We start from the raw sequence: 19,679 nt of genomic DNA, 5'->3' as shown, positions 1-19,679 counted from the left end.
CGCGTTCTTACCGGCTTGCCTTCTCTTGAAGGCCGGATTGACTGGTGCGCCTTTCGAGCTCACCCATGACATTCTCTAACGGAATGCCGGCAATCTTCAATACGACCATAAGATGATATAGCAGATCGGCGGCCTCATAGGTAAGATTGTCGCGATCGTTGGTGACCGCTGCCATCACGGCCTCGATCGCTTCTTCGCCCAGTTTCTTCGCTGCCTTCGGCTGGCCGGCGGCAACAAGCTTCGCTGTCCAGGATTCGTCCGGCGAAGCCTTGGAGCGTTCCCCGACGATTCGTTCGAGGTCGGAAAGGGTAAATCCGCTCATCGCTTGCTGTCTCCTAATCCAGCCGCATCGGAATGCCGCGCTCGGCCATGTAGCGCTTTGCCTCGCCCACCGAATAGGTGCCGAAGTGGAAGATCGAAGCGGCGAGCACCGCCGTCGCATGGCCTTCCTTGACGCCGGCGACGAGGTCGTCGAGATCGCCGACACCGCCCGATGCGATGACGGGCACGCGTACCGCATCGGCGATCGCCCGTGTCAGCTCCAGATCATAGCCGACCTTCGTGCCGTCGCGGTCCATGGAGGTGACGAGCAGCTCGCCGGCACCGCGCTCGACCATCTTGCGGGCAAAATCGACGGCATCGATGCCGGTCGCGTTGCGGCCGCCGTGGGTGTAGATTTCCCAGGCGCTCAGATTGTCGCCACCGAGCGCCTCGGTCCGGCGCCGCTTGGCGTCGATGGAAACGACGATGCACTGGTTGCCGAACTTGTCGGCCGCTTCAGCCACGAAATCGGGATTGTTGACCGCCGCCGAATTGATCGAAACCTTGTCGGCGCCGCAGAGCAGCAGCTTGCGGATGTCGGCGATGGTGCGCACGCCACCGCCGACCGTGACCGGCATGAAGCATTGTTCGGCGGTGCGGGCCACGACGTCGAAGATAGTGTCGCGATTGTCGGAGGAAGCGGTGATATCGAGGAAGCAGAGTTCGTCGGCACCGGCCGCGTCATAGGCCTTGGCGGCTTCGACCGGATCGCCGGCATCGACGAGATTGACGAAATTGACACCCTTGACGACGCGGCCGTCCTTGACGTCGAGGCAGGGGATGACGCGGGCTTTCAGGGTCATTGCGCTGCCTCCTTGGCCTGCTTGATCAGGGCCAGTGCCTCTTTCGGATCGATCCGGCCATCATAAAGCGCGCGGCCGGAAATCGCACCTTCCAGTTTGCGGGCGTCCGGCTGGATCATGCGGCGGATGTCATCAAGCGAGGCAAGGCCGCCGGAGGCGATGACGGGGATGGAAACGGCGTTTGCCAGTTCCAAGGTCGAATCCCAGTTGATCCCCGTGAGAATGCCGTCGCGATCGATATCGGTATAGATGATCGCGGCAACGCCGACACCTTCGAATTTCTTGGCGAGTTCGATGACGCCGAGTTCGGAGGCCTCGGCCCAGCCCTCGACCGCTACCTTGCCGCCCTTGGCATCGATGCCGACAGCAATATGGCCGGGATAACGCCGGCAGGCTTCGACGACAAGCGCCGGATCGCGCACGGCCACGGTGCCGAGGATAACGCGGGCAAGCCCGCGCGACAGCCAGTTTTCGATGTGGTCGAGCGTGCGGATGCCGCCGCCGAGCTGCACCGGGTTCTTCGTCGCCTTGAGAATGGCATCGACGGCGGCGCCGTTGACGGTCTCGCCGGCGAAGGCGCCGTTGAGATCGACGACATGTAGCCATTCGAAGCCCTGGTCTTCAAAGGCTTTCGCCTGGGCACCGGGATCGGGGTTGTAGACGGTTGCCTGCTCCATATCGCCGAGCTTGAGGCGCACGCATTGGCCGTCTTTTAGGTCGATAGCAGGAAAAAGAATCATGATGTCTGTCCTTGGAGCGCTAGGCGTTACGGCTTCCAGCGCAGGAAATTGGCGATCAGGGCAAGGCCGAGTTTCTGGCTCTTTTCCGGATGGAACTGCGCGCCGGCGATATTGTCACGGCCGACAAAGGCGGTCATCGGCCCGCCATAGCTCGTCGTCGCGATCACATCGTCCCCGTGGTCGGCGGCCAGATGGTAGGAGTGGACGAAATAGGCATGCAGGCCGTTCGGCCCCGTCTCGATCCCGTCGAAAAGCGCGTGCGAATGACGGATATCCAGCGTGTTCCAGCCGATCTGCGGGATTTTCAGGCTGGGATCGCTCGGCGTCATTTCCTTGACGTCACCCTTGATCCAGCCAAACCCTTGAGTGATCGTCTTTTCCAGCCCGCGCGACGACATCAGCTGCATGCCGACGCAAATGCCGAAGAAGGGGCGAGCCTTGTGTTCCACGACCTCGACCACGGCTTCCGCCATGCCGGGCACGGCATCGAGGCCCCGACGGCAATCGGCATAGGCGCCGACGCCGGGAAGCACGATGCGGTCGGCGGTGGCGACGCGCTCGGCGTCATCGGTCAGGTCGATCTCTGCGTCGATGCCTGCCTCGCGGGCAGCCCGCTCGAAAGCCTTGGTGGCCGAGCGCAGATTGCCGGAACCATAGTCGATAATCGCGACGCGCATGATCAGCGTCCTCCGTCATAGCCGGGAAGGCCGAAGCTCGGGCCTGGGCGGCTGGTATTCGTGTTGATGGCGGAGATATCCCAATTTTTAGGGTGGATATCCGGGTTTGGCTTCTGCTCGAGCGCGAAAAAGTGGATTTCCTCCGCAGTCGCCAGATCGTGTGCCGAGACGAGGTTTTCAACCTTCCAGCCGCGGCTGATGAGACGATTGCTGACCGCATGTCGGCCCTCAAGAGCCGCAAGGGCGCGGACACCAAGCAGAAGCGTGGCTCCGGCGGCGAAAAAGCCCGGCTGACGCATCAGTTCCAGCGCAATGCCCTGCAGCAGGAAGGCGGCGACCGCGTGTAGCCACTGCCGATGAAAGAGCATCCAAAGCGTCGGAAATAGGAACGCCGTCCATGAAAAGCCGTCACAGATGAATCGCGTGTCATCGCGATACCGATCCGAAGTATCGGAACGGTTCGATGCTCCGGGCGGAGACAAAATCAGATAGCTTGCCATCTCTTCACTTTCCCCATGATGGGGCTCAGGCGAGCGTGCCTTTCGTCGAGGGCACCCGGCCTGCCTGCCGCGGATCGATCTCGGTTGCGGTGCGCAAGGCGCGCGCAACGGCCTTGAAGCATGTCTCGGCTATATGGTGATTGTTGGCGCCATAATGGTTGAGGATATGCAAGGTGATGCCGGCATTCTGCGCTAAGGCCTGGAAGAATTCACGCACCAGTTCGGTATCGAAGGTGCCGATCTTCGGGGCGCTGAACGAGACGTTCCAGACGAGGAAGGGCCGGCCCGAGAGGTCGACGGCGGCTTTCGTCATCGTCTCGTCCATGGCGAGATCGATCGAGGCATAGCGGGTGATGCCGCGCCGGTCGCCCAGCGCCTTGGCAATCGCCTGGCCGATCGCGATGCCGGTATCCTCGACGGCATGGTGATCGTCAACATGCAGGTCGCCCTTGGTATCGATCTCCATGTCGATCAGCGAATGTCGCGACAGCTGTTCCAGCATATGGTCGAAGAAGCCGACGCCGGTCGAAATCGTCGATTTGCCGCTGCCGTCGATATTGACGGAAACGGAGACCGAGGTCTCGTTGGTCTTGCGGGAAACGCTTGCCGTGCGGCTCGCTGCGGTCTCTGCCATGGGCTGCTCCATCGGAATACGGCCGTTCCATATCAGGCGGATCGGGAAATATCCAGAAGTTACGCAAGGGCCTTACGCGTTTAGCCGGCTTGCCGCCATTATTCGGGCGCGGTTGCCATTTGCAATCGTCAAAACCCCTCTTACATAGGTGCTGACGGGGCCGATAAGCGGCCCGACAGAAAGCCCGCCGCAACGGGGGCAAACAGGTGTTGAATGACGACAATCGTGACTATTCGCAAGAACGGCAAGGTCGTGATGGCTGGTGATGGCCAGGTGAGCCTTGGCCAGACCGTAATGAAGGGCAATGCGCGCAAGGTTCGCCGCATCGGCAAGGGCGATGTCATCGCCGGTTTCGCCGGCGCGACCGCCGATGCCTTCACCCTGCTCGAACGCCTCGAAAAGAAGCTCGAACAATATCCCGGCCAGCTGATGCGCGCCGCCGTCGAGCTCGCCAAGGACTGGCGTACCGACAAATATCTGCGCAACCTCGAAGCCATGATGCTGGTTGCCGACAAACAAGTAACGCTCGCCATCACCGGCAACGGCGATGTGCTTGAGCCCGAACATGGCGCCATGGCGATCGGCTCCGGCGGCAATTTCGCGCTCGCCGCCGCACGCGCTCTGATGGACAGCGACAAATCGGCTGAAGACGTCGCCCGCCGCGCCCTCGATATCGCTGCCGACATCTGCGTCTACACGAACCATAACGTGGTCGTCGAAACGCTCGATGCCGAAGCCTAAGACGTTCCTCTCTTGATAGTTTCCAGCCCTGACAGGGAACATACGAAATGACAACTTTTTCCCCCCGCGAGATCGTTTCCGAGCTCGATCGCTATATTGTCGGCCAGCATGAGGCCAAGCGCGCCGTGGCGATTGCATTGCGCAATCGCTGGCGCCGCCAGCAGCTCGAGCCTGAGCTGCGCGACGAAGTCATGCCTAAGAACATCCTGATGATCGGCCCGACCGGTGTCGGTAAGACGGAAATCTCCCGCCGCCTTGCCAAGCTCGCCGGCGCCCCCTTCATCAAGGTCGAGGCCACCAAGTTTACCGAAGTCGGCTATGTCGGCCGCGATGTCGAGCAGATCATCCGCGATCTGGTCGAAGTCGGCATCGGTCTGGTGCGCGAAAAGAAGCGCGCCGAGGTGCAGGCCAAGGCGCATATGAGCGCCGAAGAGCGCGTGCTCGATGCGCTGGTTGGCGCCACCGCCTCGCCGGCGACACGCGACAGCTTCCGCAAGAAGCTGCGTGACGGCCAGCTCGACGACAAGGAAATCGACATCGAAGTCGCCGATACCGGCTCCGGCATGCCCGGCGGCTTCGAGATCCCCGGCATGCCCGGCGCCAATATCGGCGTGCTCAACCTGTCCGAAATGTTCGGCAAGGCCATGGGCGGCCGCACGAAGAAGGTGCGCACGACCGTCAAGGATTCCTACAAGGAGCTGATCCGCGACGAGTCCGACAAGCTGATCGACAATGAGGCGATCCAGCGCGAAGCTGTGCAATCGGCCGAAAATGACGGCATCGTCTTTTTGGACGAGATCGACAAGATCGCCGCCCGCGACGGCGGCATGGGTGCCGGCGTCTCCCGCGAAGGCGTGCAGCGCGATCTGCTGCCGCTGGTCGAAGGTACGACGGTGTCGACGAAGTACGGTCCGGTCAAGACAGACCACATCCTCTTCATCGCGTCCGGTGCGTTCCACGTGTCGAAGCCGTCGGACCTCCTGCCGGAGTTGCAGGGCCGCCTGCCGATCCGCGTCGAGCTCCGGCCTCTGACCAAGGAGGATTTCCGCCGCATCTTGACCGAGCCACAGGCAAGCCTGATCCGCCAGTACAAGGCGCTGATGGAAACGGAAGACCTGAAGCTCGACTTCACCGACGACGCGATTGACGCGCTTGCCGATGTCGCCGTGCATCTGAATTCCACCGTCGAGAATATCGGCGCCCGTCGCCTGCAGACGGTCATGGAGCGGGTGCTCGACGAGATCTCCTATAACGCCTCGGATCGTGCCGGCGTGTCGGTGACCATCGATGCCGCCTATGTCCGCGAGCATGTCGGTGATCTCGCCACCAACACCGATCTGTCCCGCTTTATTCTGTAAGCAGGCCAGTGAAGGCGATTTAAGACAGCAAGCACTCGACAGCGGGCCGTTAACTTTTTAGTTAGGGGCCTGTTTCTTTGTGTCGTATGGCTTTATTCGGCCAAGATTATCCTTCAGGCAGCCGCACGGAAACATCGGTTTAAACTTCGACAGGACAGCCATCTTGCGACGGATACTGATCACTCTTTTTCTGGCAGTTGTCAGCCTTTCCTGGATCCCTGCCTATGCGGATGCGGCGACAACGGTGCCTTCGGGCAACCGCAATGCTGAGCAGCCGCCGGTTCCCGGCGCCTCCGTCCGGCGGACCCGCGGCACGAATTCGAGCTTTGAGCGCAAGTATCAGAAAGTCCGCGAATTGCTGGCGACCGATACGAAGCTGATGGCAAAGATCAAGTCGACGGCGCGGGCCTATGGTATCGAGCCCATCCACATCATCGGCGCGCTCGTCGGCGAGCATACCTACAATGTCGACGCCTATGACGGTCTGCAGTCCTACTACGTCAAGGCGGCGTCCTATGCCGGCCAGAGCTTCCGCTTCGCCTATAATGGCGAGAATGTCGACGATTTCGTTGCGCGGCCGCAATTCGATGCCTGCAAGGGCAAGAGCGATTCATACAGCCTCTGGACCTGCCGCGAGGATGTCTGGGACGACGATTTCCGCGGCAAGACGGTTGGCGGCAAGTCCTATCCTGACAATCGTTTCAGTGCTGTCTTCTTCCAGCCCTTCTATGCCGGCCAGACCTTCGGCCTCGGCCAAGTCAATCCGCTGACGGCGCTTGAGCTGTCGGATCTCGTCAGCCGCACTTCGGGCATCCCGAAGCTCAGCGAGAAGGATGCCGGCGGCGTCTACAAGGCGATCATGGACCCGGATCTGTCGCTTGCCTTCGTCGCGGCCTCGATCCGCAAGTCGATCGATGATTATCGCTCGATCGCCGGCATGGATATTTCGGGCAATCCGGGCATCACCGCGACGCTCTACAATCTCGGCAACTCCCGCAAGCGCGCCGCCGCCCTCGCGGCCAAGAACCGCGGCTCTTCGCAGCCGGTCTGGCCGGAAGAAAATTACTATGGCTGGCTCATCAATGATAAGCTGAGCGACCTGAAGTCGCTGTTATAAGCGCGCAGCGCGACGTTTTATCGTCTGGATTTCGCAGGCGGCGCTCCCCATATCGAGGTGCGCCGCTCTGACTGCGTTCGTTCGGCAATGGCTGCTTTTCGAGGAGAATTGATCTGATGGACATGATTCCGGAAGCCTTCTCCCCACCGGCACCGATCCCGCGCACCGTGCCGCCATCGCGCTTGACGATCATCCGCACGATCCTGCGCAATCCGCTCGAACTCTGGGGCGAGCCCTCCTATACGCTGCCCTGGATCAAGACCAAGTTCTTCAACGAGCGGACGCTCATCGTCAATGATCCCGGCCTGATCAAGCATGTTCTGGTCGACAATGCCGCCAACTACCGCATGGCCGATATTCGTCAGCTCGTGCTCCGGCCCATTCTGCGCGATGGCCTGCTGACGGCGGAAGGGCCGGTCTGGAAGCGCTCGCGCAAGGCGGTCGCGCCGGTGTTCACGCCGCGCCATGCCCAGGGTTTCGCCGGCCAAATGTTGAGCCAAAGCCTGGAATATCTGCATAAATACGATGAGATCGGCAACGAAGGCGCGGTGTTCGATATCGCCGCCGACATGACCGAACTGACCTTCGCCATTCTGGCGGAGACCTTGTTTTCCGGCGAGATCGTCACCGAAGGCGAGCATTTCGCCGATGAGGTCAATGAGCTCCTGCATCGCATGGGCAGAGTCGACCCCATGGATCTCCTGCGCGCACCTGCCTGGGTGCCGCGCATCACCCGCATCGGCGGCCAGCGCGTGCTCGACAAGTTCCGCGGCATCGTCCGCACCACCATGGACCAGCGGCTGAAAAAGATGCGGAAGAACAGAGCCAGCGCACCCGACGATTTCCTGACGCTGCTTCTCGAAAAGGCCGGTCCGCACGGGCTGACCATGGAAGAGATCGAGGACAATATCCTCACCTTCATCGGCGCCGGGCATGAGACAACAGCCCGAGCACTGGCGTGGACGCTCTATTGTGTCGCCAACAGCCCGCATATTCGCGAGGCCATGGAAGAGGAAATCGACCGGGTACTCGCAACCGATGCGGAGCCGGTCGCCTGGCTCGATCTCATGCCGCATGTCCGCGCCGCTTTCGAGGAAGCGATGCGCCTCTATCCGCCGGCACCGTCGATCAATCGCGCCGCCATCGCCGATGACGAATGGGTAAGCGCCACGGGCGAGCGCGTGACGATGGAGAAGGGGATCACCGTCCTCATCATGCCCTGGACGCTGCATCGCCATGAGCTTTATTGGGAAAAGCCGCGCGCCTTCATGCCGGAGCGCTTTCTTCCGGAAAACCGCGCCAAGATCAATCGTTTCCAGTATCTGCCTTTTGGCGCGGGCCCCCGCGTCTGCATCGGCGCGACCTTCGCGCTTCAGGAAGCGGTCATCGCCCTCGCCGTGATGATGCGCCGCTTCCGCTTCGACCTGACCGAAGAAACCAATCCGTGGCCGGTGCAGAAGCTGACGACCCAGCCACGCGGCGGTTTGCCGATGCGGGTTACGAGGCGGTAGCGTGCGGGCTTTATCCCGCCCCTGGCGGGCGGGAAAGCAATTTCTTGGGATTAGGCGAGGGCTTGTCCCTCGTCTAATTCTTAGAAATTGCAAGGGCGGGGGTAGGTAGGGATGCACCGAATCTTGATATCATTTGAGCGAGAAACGGACCGCCGCTCTTGCAATTTCAATGATTTAGAAATTGCGCCAAGTTTTGGACGTGTGGAACTTCCGGTGCCGCAATTCCTAAACCAATGAAATTGCTTTCTCGCCCGCCAAGGGCGAGATAGGCTCCGCGCTTGCCACTTCGCTTCCGTCATAATCGACATAGTGGAAGCTCATATTCATCGCCTAACTCAGAGGTTCCATATCTCGTGACATCTCACTTCCTGCTCGGCATCGATACGGGTGGAACCTATACCGATGCCGTTCTCTTTCATGAAACCGATGGCGTGATCGCCAAGGCGAAATCGCTGACCACGCGGCATGATCTGGCTGTCGGCATTGCCGGCGCCGTCGATGCCGTCATCGCCAAGGCCGGCATTTCCGTTTCAGCCATCGGCCTCGTATCGCTGTCGACGACGCTTGCGACCAATGCGCTTGTCGAAGGGCAGGGCGGCCGTGCCGGCCTTATCATGATCGGCTTTGGCCCCGAGGACCTCAAGCGTGACGGCCTTGCGGAAGCATTGGGCTCCGATCCTGTGCTCTATCTCCCCGGCGGCCACAATGTTCACGGCAATGAAAATCCGCTCGATCTGACGCCGCTGCGCGACGCCCTGCCGGAACTGGCGAAGTCGGTGTCGTCTTTCGCCGTCGCCGGCTATTTCGCCGTGCGGAATCCGGCTCATGAAATCAGGGTGCGCGATTGCATCCGCGAGCTTTCGCATCTGCCGGTCACCTGCAGCCACGAGCTTTCATCGAAGCTTGGCGGCCCGCGCCGCGCCCTGACGACGCTGCTGAACGCCCGCCTCGTCTCGATGATCGATCGTCTCGTCGGTGCCTGCGAAGGGTTTTTGGCGACGCGCGGCATTTCGGCACCGATGATGGTGGTGCGCGGCGATGGCGCCTTGATTTCGGCCGATGAAGCCAAGCTGCGGCCGATCGAGACGATCCTCTCGGGTCCGGCCGCAAGTCTCGTCGGCGCGCGCTATCTCACTGGTCTCGATAATGCCGTCGTTTCCGATATTGGCGGCACCACCACCGATGTCGCCGTCATGGAGGATGGCAGGCCGCGGCTGGATGCCGATGGCGCCGTGGTCGGAGGCTATCGCACCATGGTCGAGGCCGTGGCCATGCGCACTTATGGCCTTGGCGGCGATTCCGAAGTGAAGATCAACGACCGCGGCCTCGTCGCCGCCTTCGAACTCGGCCCGCGCCGCTTGTTGCCGCTGAGCCTCGCCGCTCACATGCATGGCGATGCCGTCTTGAATGTCCTGGAGCAGCAGCTGCGGGCGACGCATCTCGCCCGCAATGCCGGCCGTTTTGCGTTGCGCACCGGTGTGCCGGATCATCTGGCAAGCGGTCTTACAGCACCCGAGCAGGGGTTGTTCGATCGAATCGGTGCCGTTCCCGTTGCGCTCGACAAGCTTCTGACAATGACATCGCAGAAGGCGACACTGGATCGGCTTGTCGCGCGCGGTCTCGTGCATCTGAGTGGCCTGACGCCTTCCGACGCCATGCACGTGCTCGGAGGGCAAAACCAGTGGAATGCAGAGGCTGCCCGCCTCGGGCTGGCCCTGGCGATGCGGCTGAAGGATGGGTCGGGACGCCTCATCGCCGAATCTGTCGAGGAATTGGCGCAGAAGATCGTCGATCGCCTCACCCGTCAGTCAGCCGACGTCATTCTTGCCGCCTGCTTGGCCGAAGATGGCGTGGCCGATCTGGACCCCGCCAAATCCATCTCCATCGATCGTGCGCTTCGCCGTGCGCCGGGGATCGCGCGTTTTGCCATTTCGCTCGATCGGCCGCTTGTCGGCCTAGGCGCTTCCGCTCCGGTCTATTATCCAGCTATTGCCGGGATGCTGGCGACCGAGAGCGCCATTCCCAGCGATTCGGATGTGGCGAATGCCGTCGGTGCCGTCGTCGGTCAGGTCCGCACCAGCGTCACCGTCTTCGTCACCATGCCGGAGGATGGCATCTATGTGCTGAACGGCGCCGGCGAAAGCCTGCGCTTCACCAATGAGGATCGGAGCTTCGCCGATGCCCGCTCGCGCGCCGTCGAGGCGGCGATGGCGCAGGCAAGGCTGAATGGCGCCGTGGATCTGGTGGTTGCGGTGAACGAGCAGGTGGATGCGCCCGAGGTGGAAGGCAGTCGCAAGCTGATCGAGGCCCGGTTCGTGGCGACCGCTACGGGCCGTCCCCGTATCGCCGCGGATTGATTATTTCCCCAGCGGCATAAATCTTTCGAACTATTGCCAAATTGACAGAAGTGAAACCGTGAGCAAAGTGGCAACATGTAAAAATTGAGCCGTGAACGGCCTTGAGGAGTATATGGCATGAGCCGCATTGAAAAACACGGGCTTCGGATCGAACAGGTCCTCTACGATTTCCTCGTCAAGGAGGCGCTACCGGGTTCGAGCGTGGATGCGGAGGCCTTCTTCGCCGGCTTTTCCAAGATCGTCCACGATCTCGCTCCAAGGAACGGCGAGCTTCTCGAGAAACGTGACCGCATGCAGGCGGCACTTGACGATTGGTATCGCAAGAACGGCGCGCCCGTCGATCTCGCTACCTATGAAGCTTTCCTGCGCGAGATCGGCTATATCGTGCCCGAAGGCCCGGCCTTCACGATCTCGACCGCCAATGTCGATCCGGAAATCTCAGAGATCGCCGGCCCGCAGCTCGTCGTTCCCGTCATGAATGCCCGCTATGCCTTGAATGCGGCCAATGCCCGCTGGGGATCGCTCTACGACGCCCTCTACGGCACGGATGCCATTCCCGAGACGGATGGCGCCGAAAAGGGCAGGGGCTACAATCCCAAACGTGGCGAGAAGGTCATCGCGTGGGTTCGGGATTTTCTCGATTCTACCGTGCCGCTTGAGGGTGCCAGCTGGAAGGATATCACCGGCTTTGCCGTAAAGGACGGCGCCTTGGCGGTTACGATTGATGGCGGCGCTGGAGAGCTCGCCGATAGCAGCCATTTCGCCGGCTATCTCGGTGATGCCGCCACGCCGACTCATATCCTGTTGAAGCAGAACGGCATCCATATCGAAATCGTCATCGACACGACCACGGCCATCGGCAAATCCGACCCGGCCGGCATTTCCGATGTCCGCCTGGAATCGGCAATCACGACGATCATGGACTGCGAAGATTCGATCGCAGCCGTCGATGCCGAGGACAAGGCCGAAGTTTATCGCAACTGGCTCGGCCTGATGAAGGGCGATCTGACAGAGGAAGTCGTGAAGGGTGACAAGACCTTCACGCGCCGGCTGAACCCCGATGTCGCCTACACTGCGCCGGATGGCAGCACGTTCGATCTGCATTGCCGTTCCCTCATGCTGGTGCGCAATGTCGGCCACCTCATGACCAATCCCGCCATTCTCGACCGCGATGGCAACGAGGTGCCTGAGGGCGTCATGGATGCCGCGATCACCGGCTTGATCGCACTCTACGACATCGGCCCGAATGGCCGCCGCAAGAATTCCCGCACCGGCTCGATGTATGTCGTCAAGCCGAAGATGCACGGTCCCGAAGAGGTCGCCTTCGCCGTCGATATTTTCTCGCGCGTCGAGGACCTGCTTGGGATGCCGCGGAACACCATCAAGATGGGCATCATGGACGAGGAGCGCCGTACGACGGTCAACCTCAAGGAAGCCATTCGCGCTGCCCGCGAACGCGTCGTCTTCATCAATACCGGCTTCCTCGATCGCACCGGCGATGAGATCCATACCTCGATGGAAGCCGGCCCGATGATCCGCAAGGGCGACATGAAGCAGGCGGCCTGGATCGGCGCCTATGAGAACTGGAACGTCGATATCGGCCTGGAATGCGGCCTTTCCGGTCATGCCCAGATCGGCAAGGGCATGTGGGCCATGCCGGACCTGATGGCGGCCATGCTCGAGCAGAAGATCGCCCATCCCAAGGCCGGCGCCAACACCGCCTGGGTGCCGTCCCCGACGGCGGCTACGCTGCACGCTACCCATTACCACCGCGTCAATGTCGCCGAGGTGCAAAAGAGCCTGAAGAGCCGCGCCCGCGCCAAGCTATCAGACATCCTCTCCGTGCCGGTCGCCTCGCGGCCGAACTGGACGCCGGAGGAAATCCAGCGCGAGATCGACAACAACAGCCAGGGCATCCTCGGCTATGTCGTTCGCTGGGTCGATCAGGGCGTCGGCTGCTCCAAGGTTCCGGACATCAACAATGTCGGCCTCATGGAAGATCGCGCCACCCTGCGCATCTCGGCGCAGCACATGGCCAACTGGCTGCACCACAAGGTCATTACCGAAGCGCAGATTCTGGAAACGATGAAGCGCATGGCCGCCGTGGTCGATCAGCAGAATGCCGATGATCCCAACTACATCGCCATGTCAGGCAATTTCGACGGTTCGGTCGCCTTTCAGGCGGCGCTCGATCTCGTTCTCAAAGGGCGCGAGCAGCCGAACGGCTATACCGAACCGGTCCTGCATCGCCGCCGCATGGAACTGAAGGCAAAGCAGGCGGGTTGAGCCTTCGCTTCTATTGTTTTTTCGGTGACGCTGCGTGCTTGGCGCGATCTCCTTCTCCCCTTGGGGCAGGGGTATCGCATATGGGGTGGCTCGGCACCGGAAATTCCTTCTCCCCCGCGGGGAGAAGGTGGCCCGAAGGGTCGGATGAGGGGGGCTATCGATTTGAATTCATGGATTTTCGTAGCCTTGGCGGGCACCCCCTCATCCTCCTGGCGGCACCTTCTCCCGGCTGGGGAGAAGGGGTCAGCTGCGATTTCAGTTCATATGCGATACCCCTGCCCCTTGGGGAGAGGGCAGGGTGAGGAGGTGTTGCCGCCAGCTCAATGTTTCAGAAAGAATCATCTCTTTGCCGCACCTCCCCCCTCATCTGCCCTTCGGGCACTTTCTCCCCGAGGGGAGAAGGGGAGTGCTTCCCGCACCAAACAAAAAGGCCGCCGGATACCGATCCGGCGGCCTTTTCAATCCGAATATCCAGTGATTACTGGACCACCACAACCTTGGTGCTGCGACCCGGAAGAACGCGGCTGTAGAGATCGATCACGTCCTGATTGATCAGGCGGATGCAGCCGGAGGAGGCAGCGGTGCCGATCGAAGCCCATTCCGGTGTGCCGTGCAGGCGGAACAGTGTGTCCTGGCCCTTTTCATTATAGAGATACATGGCGCGCGCGCCGAGCGGGTTCGACAGGCCGGGGTTCATGCCGCCATCGACATACTTGGCGATTTCCGGACGGCGAACAGCCATTTCCTTCGGCGGGTGCCAATTCGGCCATTCCTGCTTCCAGGCTACGTATGCGGTGCCGGACCAGGAGAAGCCCTGCTTGCCGACGCCGATGCCGTAGCGCATCGCTTCGCCATTGCCGAGGATGTAGTAGAGGTGACGTTCGCGCGTGTTGACGATGATCGTGCCTTCAGCCTCATCCGTCTTGTATTCGACGATCTGACGGCGGAACTGCGGCTTCACCTTCTGGATCGGGATCGCCGGCAGCTGAAAGCCATTGTCGGTCGTCACACCATAATCGCCATCGAACGTCTTGATGGTCTCGGTGGCCGAATTTGCGGTAGCGGCCGGCGCTGCTGCGGCGGTGGTGGCATAGCCAGCCGATGCGAGCATTGCGACAAGGCCGAGTGCGGTCATAGCATTACGGATGCGCATGGAAGTCTCTTGAATTTTCGTGGCGGGAAACGGATGGCTATCAACCATCTTTGTCTAAAGTTTATTTTCCATTAAACTTGGCTTTGCAAGCTGCTCTGGCCCTACAAAAATAGGGCCGGCGCGCAAATTAGAAGGACATGGTTTTTTTGCAACAACGCCGGGCCTGTCCGCGAGACAATTCATGACGATTTTGAACGTTTACAATAACAATCCGTTAATAGATGGCCGGCAGTCGGAACGGGCCATGCTTGTACGCAAGGGCGTGCAACTATTACTGCACGACATGCGTCACGCCGTGCTACCCGAGCTGCCGCTCGCCAGCGGGCGCCGCGCCGATCTCATCAGCCTCTCGGAAAAGGGCGAGATCTGGATCATCGAGATCAAGACCTCGATCGAGGATTTTCGCGTCGACCGCAAATGGCCCGAATACCGGCAGCATTGCGACCGGATGTTCTTCGCGACGCACAAGGACGTGCCGCTGGATATCTTCCCGGAGGATTGCGGGCTGTTTCTGTCTGATGGTTACGGCGCCCATATGCTGCGCGAGGCGCCGGATCATCGCCTGCCGCCTGCGACGCGCAAATCTGTAACGCTCAACTTCTCCCGCGCCGCCGCCCAGCGCCTGCTGTTGGCAGAATGGGCGACGGGCAAGTCCTTCGCTTCCGAATAGGTCATCTCCCAGCGCAATTCCGGACGGAAAACCGCTGCACACTTTTCCTGGAATTGCTCTATTTCGGCGCCCGCTTGGCAAGGATGCGCTGCAGCGTGCGGCGATGCATGTTGAGGCGGCGGGCCGTCTCCGAAACATTGCGCTCGCACATTTCATAGACGCGCTGAATATGCTCCCAGCGCACGCGGTCCGCAGACATCGGATTTTCGGGCACTTCGGCCTTCTCGCCAGGGCGCTGCGTCAGCGCTGCATAGACGTCGTCGGCGTCGGCAGGCTTGGCCAGATAGTCGAGCGCGCCGAGCTTGACGGCGGTCACCGCCGTCGCGATGTTGCCATAGCCCGTCAGCACCACGATATGCGTGTCGTCCCGCCGCTGGCGGATGGCTTCGATCACGTCGAGCCCGTTGCCGTCGCCGAGGCGAAGGTCGACCACGGCATATTTCGGCGGGGTCGCCTTGGATTTGGCAACGCCTTCCGCCACCGATTCCGCCGTCTCGACTGCAAAGCCGCGTGCCTCCATTGCCCGCGCCAGCCGGCGCAGAAAGGGACCGTCGTCATCGACGATCAGCAATGTGGCATCCGGGCCGATATGGGCCTCGGCATCCTTCGCCCCGGCTTGCGGGGCAACGCTTTCCTTATCCGTCATTTTATCTTCTATCCCGGCGACCATCCGCCTGCATATTCAACCGATTTTGACGATGGCAGTTTTAAGCCGCGAAAATCATTTTGTCGAATTACTGTCGATTAACACGCGCGGCCATTCGACGCGGACGCGAGCTCCCGGCGTCTCGGAATCGCGATTGCCGAAGGAAAGCGTGGCGCCCGAGCGCTCGAGCAGCGTCTTGGCGATGAAGAGCCCGAGCCCCAGGCCGCCTGCCGTGTCGTCCCGCTGGCGGGAGGTGACATAGGGTTCGCCGATCCGTGCCAGTATTTCCGGCGAGTACCCGCCGCCATCGTCCTCGATGATAATAGTCAGAGTTTCGGCGGTGTATTCCACCGTTACGGTCACCGTCTTGTGGGCATAGTCGACTGCATTTTCGATGAGGTTGCCAAGGCCGTACATGATGCCGGCATTGCGCGAGAGAACAGGCTCGCCGGAGCGGGGACTCTTTTCGATGAGTTCCAGGTTGATTCCGAATTCGCGGTGCGGCGCGATGATCTCTTCCATCATCGACGAGAGCGTCAGCCGCCGCATATGCGCTTCGTCCTCGGAAGAGAGCGTCGTCAGCCGCCGCAGGATATCGCGGCAGCGTTCGCTCTGGCTGCGCAGCAGCGCCACGTCCTCGCGGAACCGGTCGTCTTCTTTAAGCTCCCGTTCCATCTCCTTGGCGACGACGCTGATCGTCGCAAGCGGCGTGCCGAGTTCGTGTGCGGCCGCTGCCGCCAGTCCGTCGAGCTGCGACAGGTGCTTTTCCCGCTGCAGCACCAGTTCGGTTGCCGAGAGCGCGTCGGCAAGCTGCGAGGCTTCCATGGAGACGCGATAGGCATAGAAGGCGGCAAAGGCCATGGTGGAAGCGATGGAACACCAGACGCCCAGCTGCATGACGCTATGCACGTTGACGGAGACACCCTCGTACCAGGGAAGCGGGAAGGGTGAGAAGGCAAGGCCGGTAATGCAGATCATCGCCAGCAGGATCAGCGGCATGCTGTAGAGGATCGGCTGCGAGGCGAAGGAAATGATGACGGGCACGCAGACCAGCGCTGAGAAGGGATTGGCCAATCCGCCGGTAATCAGCAGCAGTCCACAGAGCTGCAGAAGGTCGAGACTGAGCAGCGCGAAGGCGGCCGGTGGCTCCAGCCGGTGCGTCGGCGGATAGCGCAGCGTCAGGAAGAAGTTGATCCAGGCAAGGCAGGCGATCAGCACGCAGCAGGGCAGGAGCGGCATGGGAAATTTCAGCCAGAAGGCGACGATCATGACAGTCACCGTCTGGCCGCCGACCGCAAGCCAGCGCAGGCGCACCAGCGTCTGCAACCTTAGCCGCCGGCTGGTATGATGCCCCTCCTGCGCCTTCATTTCGGCTTCGGAGAGTTTTTCCAGTCCCCGGAAGAAGCGTGCCATTATCAGGTCCCTCGTGGCTTGGCGCGTGTTGTCGGCAAGGCCTCGGCCGGGTCTTCCGGCCAGGGATGCCTCGGGTAGCGGCCGCGCATATCGGCGCGCACATCCTTCCAGGATCCGGCCCAGAAGCCCGGCAGGTCGCGCGTCGTCTGGATCGGGCGATGTGCCGGCGATGTCAATTCCAGCACCAGCGGCAATCTGCCGCCGCCGATCGTCGGATGTTGCTTCAGTCCGAACAGCTCCTGCACGCGGATGGTGAGCAGCGGCTCCTCGCCGTCATATTGAATTGGATGGCGCTGACCGGTGGGCGCCTCGAAATGCGTCGGCGCCATCCGGGCGAGATCGCGCTGCAGCTCGTGCGGCACCAGCGACATCAGTCCCTTCGAGAGCCCGCCGGCCGAGATATCGGAGAGACCGGGCACATCGCTTTCAAACGGCGTGAACCATTCGTCGAGCCGGGCAAGCAGCGCCTCGTCGCTCATATCGGGCCAGGGCTCGCCGATCGTCCTATATAAGAAGCCGATCCTGTCCCGCAGCTGCGTGGCTTCCTTGGAGAAAGGCAAGATACCGATCCCGAGTTCGCGAATACCTTCGGCGAGCGCCTTGGCCGCCTGTTCACCGGAGGGGCGAGGCAGAGGCGTCTCCTCGAAGATGATAGCGCCGAGCCTTGTCGCCCGCCGCGCCCGCACCTGACGGCTCGCTTTGTCGAAGAAGCTCTGATCTTCGGTGCGGATCTCGCCCGGCAGATGTTCTTCGACATCGGCGCGGGAAATCTCCGCCGCCGCGAGTATGCGCGCCTGTGCCGCCCGTCCCGTCAGGTCGGCAATGACGAGCATCTGCGATCCCGCCAGCCGTTCGGTCTCCGGCAGCTCCGCGCCGCGCCCATTGGCCATGACGAATCGCCCCCGCCCGCCGCGCTGCAGGGCGATACGATCGGGAAAGGCATGCAGCAGGAGCGCACCGGCAAGCGGAGCAATAGAAGCGATAGGGCTGCCGCTGCTGCCGGCAGCCTGAGCAAGGCGTCCGGCCAGCCGGCGCGCCGCCTCGGCCCGCTCGCCCTTTTCCGCCTTGAAGCGTCGCAGCCGGTCTTCCAGGTCGATGCTCTGCCCGCCGAGGCCCTGTTCCGTCAGCAGCACGGCAAGCAGCGCCGCCTCGCGCGCCTGTCCGAATTCGCCAGCGGAAATAACCATGGCCGCCAGCCGTGGCGGTAGGGCGAGCTCGCGCATAAGCCGTCCGCGCGCCGTCAGCCCGTTTTCCGCATCGAGCGCGCCCAGCTGCCGCAGTAAGGTCCGCGCCTCGGCAAGCGTCGTTGCCGGCGGTTGGTCGACGAAAGAAAGTGTTGCAGGATCCTGTACGCCCCAATGAGCGAGATCCAGTGCGAGACCTGAAAGGTCGCTCGAAAGGATCTGCGGTGGCGTAAAGGCCGGAAGCGCCGCCGTCTGTCCCGGATGCCACAGGCGGATGGCGATGCCAGGCTCGGTTCGCCCGGCGCGGCCGGCGCGCTGATCGGCCGAGGCGCGCGATACGCGCACCGTCTCTAGCCGCGTAATGCCGGTCGAAGCCTCGAAGACGGGCAGGCGCTGCAATCCGCTGTCGATGACGATGCGCACGCCGTCGATGGTGATGGAGGTTTCAGCGATCGACGTCGCCAGCACGATCTTGCGGGTGCCCTGCGCGGCCGGCTTTATCGCCGCATCCTGCTCCTTCTGGCTGAGATTGCCGTAGAGCGGCGCGATCATTGTCTCCAATCCTAAGCGGCCTTCGAGCCGCTGCACCGTGCGGGTGATTTCCGCCTGACCGGGCAGGAAGCCGAGGATGGAACCCTGTTCGCTCGCATGCGCATTGAGGATGGCCCGCGTCACCGTATCCTCGATCCGCTCTCCCGCCGGCCTATCCTGATGGCGGATATCGATCGGAAAGCTGCGACCCATGCTTTCGATAACGGGTGGACGGTCGAGCAGGGTCGCGACACGCTCTACGTCCAGCGTTGCCGACATCACAAGGATGCGCAGATCCTCCCGCAGTGCCGACTGAACGTCGAGCGCCAGGGCCAAGCCGAAATCCGCATCCAGCGAGCGCTCGTGGAATTCGTCGAAGATGACAGTGGAGATGCCGGAGAGTTCGGGGTCGTCGAGGATCATCCGCGCGAACACGCCCTCTGTCACGACCTCGATGCGGGTCTTGGAAGAAATACGGTTGTCGAGCCGCATACGATAGCCGACCGTATCGCCAACCTGTTCGCCGAGCAGCGAGGCCATGCGGGCAGCGGCGGCCCTTGCCGCCAGCCGCCGTGGTTCCAGAAGAACGATCCTGCCATCGCCGCGCCAGCCTTGACCCAATAGATAAAGCGGCACCAGCGTTGTCTTGCCGGCGCCGGGCGGTGCGGAAAGCACGGCACACCGCTCGCTGGCGAGTGCCGCGCCGATATCGGCAAGCACATGCGAGACCGGCAGCTCCGGCAATGAAGGCACTCTATATGTCACGCCGGCTAGCTCCGCATATATCCGTAGGCAAAACGTGCATCTGTCGGGTGGGCGCGGCTTGCGCCCGCCTTTTATCGAGAAGCACCATATCCGCTCCCTTCAATTTCTCGATGTCTATTAGGTCCTGGGTATCCAGCTGGCAATGCGAGCTGGATCCGATGCTTGCAACGGGCGCAAGTAGCTCTTTGGGAGCGCTTATCTGGACGATTCCGGCAGTCGGCGTAAAATGAATCCCAAAATCGCGGTCAATCGCGAAAAATTCTCCGTCATTC

General features: G+C 61.7%; 18 protein-coding genes. 7 read left to right on the top strand and 11 right to left on the bottom strand.

The features are described from left to right. Window positions 1–7: 7 nt before the first annotated feature. The 6 genes from AC13RM_RS29420 to hisB are packed head-to-tail and all read right to left on the bottom strand — an operon-like array spanning window position 8 to window position 3,675. Window positions 8–322: a phosphoribosyl-ATP diphosphatase gene (locus AC13RM_RS29420; protein WP_113233581.1), complete on the bottom strand. Its 315-nt coding sequence runs from the start codon at window positions 320–322 to the stop codon at window positions 8–10. A 13-nt stretch (window positions 323–335) separates the two neighbouring features. Further along, window positions 336–1,124, bottom strand: coding sequence for an imidazole glycerol phosphate synthase subunit HisF (hisF, locus tag AC13RM_RS29415; protein WP_113233580.1), 789 nt, complete (start codon window positions 1,122–1,124; stop codon window positions 336–338). Then, on the bottom strand, window positions 1,121–1,864 hold the full coding sequence (gene hisA / locus AC13RM_RS29410; protein ID WP_113233579.1) for a 1-(5-phosphoribosyl)-5-[(5-phosphoribosylamino)methylideneamino]imidazole-4-carboxamide isomerase: 744 nt from the start codon (window positions 1,862–1,864) through the stop codon (window positions 1,121–1,123). Before hisA ends, hisF begins: the two co-directional genes overlap by 4 nt. A 26-nt stretch (window positions 1,865–1,890) precedes the next feature. Further along, on the bottom strand, window positions 1,891–2,541 hold the full coding sequence (gene hisH / locus AC13RM_RS29405; protein ID WP_488555998.1) for an imidazole glycerol phosphate synthase subunit HisH: 651 nt from the start codon (window positions 2,539–2,541) through the stop codon (window positions 1,891–1,893). Between the two features lie 2 nt (window positions 2,542–2,543). Next, window positions 2,544–3,041 carry a DUF2628 domain-containing protein gene (locus tag AC13RM_RS29400; RefSeq protein WP_113233577.1) on the bottom strand — a complete coding sequence of 166 codons (498 nt, stop codon included), beginning with the start codon at window positions 3,039–3,041 and terminating at the stop codon, window positions 2,544–2,546. 25 nt (window positions 3,042–3,066) lie between these two features. Then, window positions 3,067–3,675, bottom strand: a complete 609-nt coding sequence (gene hisB / locus AC13RM_RS29395) for an imidazoleglycerol-phosphate dehydratase HisB (RefSeq protein WP_015338215.1) — start codon at window positions 3,673–3,675, stop codon at window positions 3,067–3,069. Window positions 3,676–3,888: 213 nt separating this feature from the next. Between hisB and hslV the strand changes: the two genes are divergently transcribed. The 6 genes from hslV (at window position 3,889) to AC13RM_RS29365 (ending at window position 13,045) form a co-directional block, all read left to right on the top strand. Further along, complete coding sequence (gene hslV, locus AC13RM_RS29390) at window positions 3,889–4,416, top strand: ATP-dependent protease subunit HslV (RefSeq protein WP_113233576.1); 528 nt, start codon at window positions 3,889–3,891, stop codon at window positions 4,414–4,416. A 47-nt stretch (window positions 4,417–4,463) separates the two neighbouring features. Further along, complete coding sequence (gene hslU / locus AC13RM_RS29385; protein WP_113233575.1) at window positions 4,464–5,774, top strand: ATP-dependent protease ATPase subunit HslU; 1,311 nt, start codon at window positions 4,464–4,466, stop codon at window positions 5,772–5,774. Window positions 5,775–5,937: 163 nt separating this feature from the next. Further along, window positions 5,938–6,891, top strand: coding sequence for a DUF1402 family protein (locus AC13RM_RS29380; protein WP_113233574.1), 954 nt, complete (start codon window positions 5,938–5,940; stop codon window positions 6,889–6,891). Window positions 6,892–7,007: 116 nt separating this feature from the next. After that, entirely contained in the window at window positions 7,008–8,402 is a 1,395-nt protein-coding gene (locus AC13RM_RS29375; protein WP_113233573.1) for a cytochrome P450, read from the top strand. Between the two features lie 353 nt (window positions 8,403–8,755). Next, on the top strand, window positions 8,756–10,759 hold the full coding sequence (locus tag AC13RM_RS29370; protein WP_113233572.1) for a hydantoinase/oxoprolinase family protein: 2,004 nt from the start codon (window positions 8,756–8,758) through the stop codon (window positions 10,757–10,759). 117 nt (window positions 10,760–10,876) lie between these two features. After that, the gene (locus tag AC13RM_RS29365; protein WP_488555997.1) at window positions 10,877–13,045 is read left to right on the top strand and encodes a malate synthase G; all 2,169 of its coding nucleotides are present in this window, start codon (window positions 10,877–10,879) and stop codon (window positions 13,043–13,045) included. A 478-nt stretch (window positions 13,046–13,523) separates the two neighbouring features. On the opposite strand, the gene AC13RM_RS29360 is transcribed toward AC13RM_RS29365, so the two are convergent. Continuing rightward, on the bottom strand, window positions 13,524–14,198 hold the full coding sequence (locus AC13RM_RS29360; protein WP_112414816.1) for a L,D-transpeptidase: 675 nt from the start codon (window positions 14,196–14,198) through the stop codon (window positions 13,524–13,526). A 181-nt stretch (window positions 14,199–14,379) separates the two neighbouring features. On the opposite strand from AC13RM_RS29360, the gene AC13RM_RS29355 reads away from it, so the two are divergent. After that, window positions 14,380–14,868, top strand: a complete 489-nt coding sequence (locus AC13RM_RS29355) for an MmcB family DNA repair protein (RefSeq protein WP_374824614.1) — start codon at window positions 14,380–14,382, stop codon at window positions 14,866–14,868. A 58-nt stretch (window positions 14,869–14,926) separates the two neighbouring features. Here AC13RM_RS29355 and AC13RM_RS29350 read toward each other — a convergent pair whose 3' ends face one another. The 4 genes from AC13RM_RS29350 to AC13RM_RS29335 form a co-directional block, all read right to left on the bottom strand. Then, window positions 14,927–15,514: an ActR/PrrA/RegA family redox response regulator transcription factor gene (locus tag AC13RM_RS29350; RefSeq protein WP_113233595.1), complete on the bottom strand. Its 588-nt coding sequence runs from the start codon at window positions 15,512–15,514 to the stop codon at window positions 14,927–14,929. A 75-nt stretch (window positions 15,515–15,589) separates the two neighbouring features. Next, window positions 15,590–16,882 carry an ActS/PrrB/RegB family redox-sensitive histidine kinase gene (locus AC13RM_RS29345; protein ID WP_488556005.1) on the bottom strand — a complete coding sequence of 431 codons (1,293 nt, stop codon included), beginning with the start codon at window positions 16,880–16,882 and terminating at the stop codon, window positions 15,590–15,592. Between the two features lie 47 nt (window positions 16,883–16,929). Beyond that, the gene (gene hrpB / locus AC13RM_RS29340) at window positions 16,930–19,395 is read right to left on the bottom strand and encodes an ATP-dependent helicase HrpB (protein ID WP_488556004.1); all 2,466 of its coding nucleotides are present in this window, start codon (window positions 19,393–19,395) and stop codon (window positions 16,930–16,932) included. A 1-nt stretch (window position 19,396) separates the two neighbouring features. Further along, a partial coding sequence (locus AC13RM_RS29335; protein WP_488555996.1) for a hypothetical protein occupies window positions 19,397–19,679 on the bottom strand: 283 nt, incomplete at its 5' end.

The organism is Martinezella sp. CNPSo 3732 (assembly GCF_057784515.1).
Note: the sequence above shows the minus strand (reverse complement) of the source record. Positions and strands in the feature narration are given on the sequence as shown.

Coding starts and splice junctions, on each gene's coding strand:
- AC13RM_RS29420 (WP_113233581.1), bottom strand. CDS start 322: ATGAGCGGATTTACCCTTTCCGACCTCGAACGAATCGTCGGGGAACGC.
- hisB (WP_015338215.1), bottom strand. CDS start 3,675: ATGGCAGAGACCGCAGCGAGCCGCACGGCAAGCGTTTCCCGCAAGACC.
- hisA (WP_113233579.1), bottom strand. CDS start 1,864: ATGATTCTTTTTCCTGCTATCGACCTAAAAGACGGCCAATGCGTGCGC.
- AC13RM_RS29365 (WP_488555997.1), top strand. CDS start 10,877: ATGAGCCGCATTGAAAAACACGGGCTTCGGATCGAACAGGTCCTCTAC.
- AC13RM_RS29400 (WP_113233577.1), bottom strand. CDS start 3,041: ATGGCAAGCTATCTGATTTTGTCTCCGCCCGGAGCATCGAACCGTTCC.
- AC13RM_RS29355 (WP_374824614.1), top strand. CDS start 14,380: ATGACGATTTTGAACGTTTACAATAACAATCCGTTAATAGATGGCCGG.
- hisF (WP_113233580.1), bottom strand. CDS start 1,124: ATGACCCTGAAAGCCCGCGTCATCCCCTGCCTCGACGTCAAGGACGGC.
- hisH (WP_488555998.1), bottom strand. CDS start 2,541: ATGCGCGTCGCGATTATCGACTATGGTTCCGGCAATCTGCGCTCGGCC.
- AC13RM_RS29360 (WP_112414816.1), bottom strand. CDS start 14,198: ATGCGCATCCGTAATGCTATGACCGCACTCGGCCTTGTCGCAATGCTC.
- AC13RM_RS29345 (WP_488556005.1), bottom strand. CDS start 16,882: ATGAAGGCGCAGGAGGGGCATCATACCAGCCGGCGGCTAAGGTTGCAG.
- hslU (WP_113233575.1), top strand. CDS start 4,464: ATGACAACTTTTTCCCCCCGCGAGATCGTTTCCGAGCTCGATCGCTAT.
- hslV (WP_113233576.1), top strand. CDS start 3,889: ATGACGACAATCGTGACTATTCGCAAGAACGGCAAGGTCGTGATGGCT.
- AC13RM_RS29350 (WP_113233595.1), bottom strand. CDS start 15,514: ATGACGGATAAGGAAAGCGTTGCCCCGCAAGCCGGGGCGAAGGATGCC.
- AC13RM_RS29375 (WP_113233573.1), top strand. CDS start 7,008: ATGGACATGATTCCGGAAGCCTTCTCCCCACCGGCACCGATCCCGCGC.